The organism is Lactobacillus sp. N54.MGS-719 (genome assembly GCF_000980505.1).
Lineage (GTDB): Bacteria > Bacillota > Bacilli > Lactobacillales > Lactobacillaceae > Lactobacillus > Lactobacillus amylovorus.
Genome location: NZ_LARO01000065.1, coordinates 1 through 3,913, shown reverse-complemented (window position 1 = coordinate 3,913; position 3,913 = coordinate 1). Strand labels below are relative to the sequence as shown.

Genomic DNA, 3,913 nt, shown 5'->3' with positions numbered 1-3,913 from the left:
TAAGCAAAACAGTCGTGGTGAATACACTGTTGAACGTCCTACTGGAATGGAAAGAATTAGTTCTGGTCAAGATGAGGAAGACAGCGGTGTTCACGTTGTCGGCGACGATTGGGATTGGTTTGAAAAGTAAAAGAGATAATTAAAGATAGAATTTGGTTAGCATGTCCAGACGGACATGCTTTTTTTATCAAAAAGATTAAAAAATATAAAGACCCAGATTTAAAATTGAAGTGCAACACTAAGTGTTAAACAAAAAGGCCATGAAGACCTAAGCTTGAAGTGACCAAAAATCAAGAAAGGTGATCTTCATGACTAATTCAACTCTAGACATTATCATCAATCATTGATGAATTTGTAGGTGAATTCAAGCAGACTATGCCAGGCTATCCATGTCCTAGCACGCCTACTGTTTATCGCTATATTGATCGTGGGTTGCTAGATATAAGCAATATTGATCTACCAATGAAGCTTAAAAGACGCAGAAACAAGCGACATCACATCATGCTCTGCATAGAAAGAATCTTGGCAATTCAATTGAGCAACGGCCTAAAGAAGTTGAAGACAGAGCAACTCCTCTTCACTGGGAAGGCGATCTAGTTAAAGACGTTAGACGTAAAAATCAACCAGCGTTAATGACGCTAACCGAAAGAACTACTCGTTTTGAGGTTGTTATCAAAATACCAGATTATCGGGCAAGTACTTGTCAAAGGCTGTTTCAAAAAGAAATAGACCAGCATCCTGATTGTTTCAAAACTATTTGCATATGAACGTTACTTAGAAAATAGCGATGAAAAATTGCTTGTCTTTACTAACTTTTACGGTAGGGAACATACTGTTAAGTTGCCTGAAAAGTATCAAGGCAAGGAATATCAAGTATTGCTTAGCAACTACGATGCAGAAAACGGTAAGTTAACTGATGAAATTACCTTGGCACCATGTGAAGCCTTGGCTATTAAAATTAAATAAATAAGAGAATAAGCAAAAACAGAAGTTGAATGTAGCTCGGCTTCTGTTTTTTTATATGCCCAGATAGACTATACTTAATCGTAAGAATAAGGAGAAAATTATGGATGAAGAAATAGGGAAACATTTAAATAATTCACCGCCCAAGCCTATGAAATAATTGTTTCTAGTTCATAGGGGAGGAATTTTTTTGGATTCTTTTGATACTACGCATAAGCGTAAAATGATTTCTTGGCCAGTATTGGCCTTAATGGACTTCGTCACCGTTATTGGTTTCGATGACATTATCTATAACTTTAAAAACCAAGGTTTGGCAACCATTTCAGAGTGGATAATCATGCTTGCTTTGTACGTTGTCCCATACGAAATGATGGTCGGACAGTTAGGTTCAACTTTTTCTGATACAACTGGTGGCCTAACTTCCTGGATTCGTCATACTTCTGGCGATAAGATGGGTTACTTCATGGCCTGGGCTGGCTGGGTTTGTGCTCTGCCATATCTAGTCGATGTAGCGAACTCAACCGTTGTTTCATTTGGTTGGCTGTTCGCCGGCAACAATTCTTACGAAGATAAGATGAATAACTGGACTTTTGCCTTGCTTACTGCTGTTGTCTTCATTATCTTTATCTTCTTCCAGCACCGTTTTGCTAACTCATTGCAGATCCTATCAGTCATTGGTGGTGGGGCAATGTTCATCATCACGGTTTTGTACATCATCATGACTTTTGCATACTTAGGCAAGGGTGGTCATATTGAAACTCAACCATTTAACTGGCGTTCAATTTTCCCAACCTTTGATACTAAGTTCTTCACTTCATTAGGTTTGTTCATTTTTGCAATGGATGGTGCGGAATTCGTTGCACCATACGTTACTGAAATGAAAAATGGTGCGCGTGACTTTCCTAAGGCAATGATTATGTTGGCTGTTATGACTGGATTCTTGACGGTCTTTGGTTCATTTGCTTTGGGTGTCTTCTTCAACGCACACCACTTGCCAGATGACTTGAAGATGAACGGTTCCTACTATGCCTTTGAGGCAATGGGTAAGGACTTCGGTTTAGGTAAATTCTTCTTGTACTTGTTCATTGTGACGCAGTCGCTTTATATGATCGCTCAGCTGGCTATGCTGGTTGATGGTATGTCACGTGAGTTCTTGTCAGACACTGCCAAGAAGTACTTACCAAAGGGCTTAACTAAGAAGGATAAAAACGGTTTGCCAATTCATGGTTACTGGTTGACCGCACTTCTTTGTTCTTTCATCATGTTCTCTTCAGCAACTTTGCCTAACATTAACTCAATCTTTAACCAGTTGCTGAACTTGAACGGTATTATCGACCCATTCACCACTTCATTCATTTTCTGGGCCTTCATTAAGATTCGTGAGGATGAAAAGAAGTACCATGCTGAATATGTTTATATCAAGAACAGACGCATGTCATTAATCATGGGTTGGTGGTGCTTCTTACTAACCTTGGTAGCTGCATTTGGTTCAATTTTCCAGGTCGATGCTCCAACTGGATCGATTGAGTATTATCAGACAATTTTCTTGAATGTCTTTGAATCCTTTGTCTTGTTAGGGTTAGGTTTGATTTTGCCTTTAATCGCAAGATGGCAAAGAAATCACGAAAATGCTTAGTAGATTTTTATTGAATAGAAAAGAAAATGTGCTTTAATTTGTACTAAAGCACATTTTTTGTTTTGGAGGGATAGATATGAAAAAGAAATTTTTAATCAAAGCCGCTGCAGCTGTAATGTTGTTGACACCAGTGACTGGCAGTTTTGTTATTGGAAATACTAATACTGTTTTAGCAAAAAAATAAGACTTTAAAGGTTAAGGATATCAAGAAGCCAGTTAGAACCGTCTATCTTAAGATGAAGCCTAAGAATTTTTTATATCAAACAATGAAGCAGGCGATGAAAGCTTGGAACAATACTGGTGCATTTACTTTTAAGCAGGTTAAACGACAGAGGGATGCCAACATCATTATGACTGATATTAAGAGAAAGGACATTACAATGCCTGGGATCGCATTTGTTAAAGATGATGTCTTGCATATCGGTCGCAAAGCTAGCAAGTTGAATCCAGTGATTAACCTTAATCCAGCATTTTTGAATAAGTCATATGTGAGAAAACAATTGAAAGACAGTGGAATTCCGGCAGATCAAACCGATCTTGCTTTTAGTAGATGGACATTAGCAATCTGTGAACATGAATTAGGTCATGCCATTGGATTGAAGCACTATAAGGGAGCAAAGCCATCAGTGATGAAAGAAAATTCAGGTGTGCCAATTCAAGCAGTTGACGTGCAAAATGTACGCAAATTGTATCATCTTGGTCAATAGCCGACATTTTTGTATAATGGACTTATCTTGTAAAGAAAGCAGATTTGATAATGTTAAAAGACGAAAAGAAATTTGATGAGTTAGGTCAAAAGTTGTTCATGAAGGGTGTGTTGCAAAACTTCGAACAAAAGCATGGCCCAATCAAAGGCAGAATGATGGTTACTGAAGGCAAGATCCCACCTGAAATGCTTTCTAAGTTGCAACCAGAGTTGATGAAGAATCCTAAGTGGATCGTGGTTGAAGGCAGTTTTGACTTTTCTAACTATACAATTGGCATGGTTGTTGGCCTTAACCCAATTAGACCAATATCTGAAGGTTGGTTAACTCCACAATTGAATCATCCAGGTATTAAGCCAACGCAAAAGTGGCAAGAATTCTTTATGGGAAAGGTTATGGAGAATATGGACGAAAATGGTAAGATCGACTTGCCATTGTACAGTTGGATCTCAGACAAGAGCGATTTAACCTTGACTGATAAGGAACGAGAAAAATAAGAGAGACAAAAAGCGGCTCTTTGTCAAATGGTGTTGATAAAAGTCAATTAAAAATTAAATAATAGGGAAAGGCATTAGGCTGCTAAATAGTAGTCTGATGCTTTTTCTTTAAT

Annotated in this window: 4 protein-coding genes and 1 pseudogene; all 5 read left to right on the top strand. The window is 38.0% G+C overall.

From position 1 onward, the window contains the following. Positions 1-333: 333 nt before the first annotated feature. Positions 334-758 (top strand): annotated as a pseudogene (locus WS44_RS10140) (IS30 family transposase); the annotation flags it as partial. Between the two features lie 37 nt (positions 759-795). Continuing rightward, positions 796-966, top strand: a complete 171-nt coding sequence (locus WS44_RS08535; RefSeq protein ID WP_013641844.1) for a hypothetical protein — start codon at positions 796-798, stop codon at positions 964-966. Positions 967-1,153: 187 nt separating this feature from the next. Next, the gene (locus WS44_RS08530; RefSeq protein ID WP_046434031.1) at positions 1,154-2,599 is read left to right on the top strand and encodes an amino acid permease; all 1,446 of its coding nucleotides are present in this window, start codon (positions 1,154-1,156) and stop codon (positions 2,597-2,599) included. A 236-nt stretch (positions 2,600-2,835) separates the two neighbouring features. Next, the gene (locus WS44_RS08525; RefSeq protein ID WP_046434030.1) at positions 2,836-3,306 is read left to right on the top strand and encodes a hypothetical protein; all 471 of its coding nucleotides are present in this window, start codon (positions 2,836-2,838) and stop codon (positions 3,304-3,306) included. Between the two features lie 50 nt (positions 3,307-3,356). Then, complete coding sequence (locus WS44_RS08520) at positions 3,357-3,800, top strand: hypothetical protein (protein WP_046434029.1); 444 nt, start codon at positions 3,357-3,359, stop codon at positions 3,798-3,800. The last annotated feature ends 113 nt before the right edge of the window (positions 3,801-3,913 follow it).

Bases quoted from the DNA above. Each gene is read 5' to 3' on its own strand.
- WS44_RS08525 (WP_046434030.1), top strand. From the start codon at position 2,836: ATGAAGCCTAAGAATTTTTTATATCAAACAATGAAGCAGGCGATGAAA.
- WS44_RS08520 (WP_046434029.1), top strand. From the start codon at position 3,357: ATGTTAAAAGACGAAAAGAAATTTGATGAGTTAGGTCAAAAGTTGTTC.